General features: G+C 64.4%; 1 protein-coding gene and 1 pseudogene. Both read right to left on the bottom strand.

Annotated elements, in window-relative coordinates:
- Positions 1–1033, bottom strand: a 1033-nt coding sequence (locus AC5RWX_RS32915; RefSeq protein ID WP_494100364.1) for a LuxE/PaaK family acyltransferase, incomplete at its 3' end; no start/stop codon positions are given.
- 51 nt (positions 1034–1084) lie between these two features.
- Positions 1085–1772: pseudogene (locus AC5RWX_RS32910) on the bottom strand (2,3-diaminopropionate biosynthesis protein SbnB); the annotation flags it as partial.

The raw sequence follows: 1772 nt of genomic DNA, 5'->3' as shown, positions 1-1772 counted from the left end.
GGAAGTTGATGACCTGGCCGGTTCTGCCGCATCCGCAGGTGCCGGTCTCGACGTCGCCCATGTCGTCGGTGAGGAGGAAACCGGGGTAGCTGGTGCTGAGGGCGTCCAGTACGGCGATGGTGCCGGTCTCCCCCGGGGCGATTTCCTTGCCGCTCTGGCCAGGGTCCCGGATGGAGATGTAGCACCACGGCGGAACGTGCTTGCGATGCAGGTGGCATTCAACGGCGAGCATGTTCGACTCGATCATCCCGTACATGTCGCGCACGTTCACTGCACGCACGCCGAGCAAGTCGTGGCACCGCTCCCGAAAGCTTTCATCGGGGATGGCCTCGGCTGTGTGCCGCTTCCAGCCGCCGAGAGTGATAATCATGCTGAACGGGTCCAGGCGCACATTGATATTTTCCCGCTCAAGGAACTGGAGGAGCCGGCCGATGAGGAACGGCGGACTGACGATGTGGCGTGTCATGTGTCCCTCCCACCGGCGCAGGTGCTCCAGGGCCTCCCCGGCGTCGAACGACTGGCCGGCAACGAGATATGCGTGGTGGTCGAAGACGCTGTTCAGGACGTTCAAGTCCTTGAGCAGTCCCATCTCCGAGGCTTCGGGGTCCGACGGATTCAAGAAAAGGCCCGCGCCCCCGGACAGGCTGAAGAACTCGCGGTAGGTCCCGGTCAGGGCGACCAGCGCCAGGGTCAATGTCTCGCTGTCGCGGTGGGTGACAGACGGGACACCGCGGGTTCCGCTGGAGCGGGTTTCGGTCTCGACGTCGGCCAGGGAACAGGTGAGCAGCACCTTGGCGTCGGGACGCTTGAACATGCCGACCGGCAACAGTGGCAGGGATTGCAGGTCGTTGATGTCGTTGATTGTGGCCGGGTTGACTCCCAAGGCGTCACACTGGGCGCGGTAGAAGCCGTTTTCGGCGTGGTGGTAGATCGCGGCGTCCCGCAGGACGTCGGTGACCGACCGTGCCCAGTCCTCAGGGGACTGGGCGTGGGCCTTGGACACGTTCCCCAGCATCTGCGGTAGGGAGAGCATTATGTCACTCCTCAGTGAGCGCGAATCGATGAAGCGGCTTGCGCCGCAGGGTTAGCCGTACCGACGCAACTCGGAAAAGAAATCCTCGACCACCCGGAGCTGGCCACTGCTGGCAAGTTCGTCGTAGACGTACTTACCCACTGCCAGGTCGAGCACGCCCAGGCCGAACGGCGAGAACACAATAGGGCGGTCGTCCGCCAGCGAGACCCTGCCTTCCATGACGTCGGCCAAGGTGCCGTCCACGAAGTCCCGGTGGCCGACCATCTGCTCCACAAGGTGGGCCGATGTACCGGCTTTCAGGCAGTGGTCCACGTCGTCGAGGATGTTGGTCGACGCCAGCAGGATCTCCGGCGCCAAGTCGCGCAGGGACACATGCAGCACCAGCGGGTTGTGGTCGAACCACGTCGTGTCATGCACGTGCGGCTGGCCGGCCACCGTGGCGAACACGACGAGGTCGCTGCTTCTTATCAGCTGCTCGGGGCCCTCGTGCACGGTCACCCGGGCTCCGGTGCCGCTGCGTTCGAGATAGCCTTTGAATCCCTCAGCGCTCTCGGCCGAGAGGTCGAACACCCCGATCTCGTCGAAGGACCAGTCGGTCCCTTTCAGGAAGGTGTGGATGTACCGGGCTATGAGGCCAACGCCGAAGAACCCGATGCGTCCGGGACGCCCGCGTCCCCGGCTGAGCCAGTCGGCAGCCACGGCGGCCGATGCAGCCGTCCTGGACGCGCTGATAATGGAG

The organism is Arthrobacter sp. SPT-J7 (genome assembly GCF_059089965.1).
The sequence above is the reverse complement of the archived record's forward strand: the minus strand, read 5'-3'. Positions and strand labels throughout refer to the sequence as shown.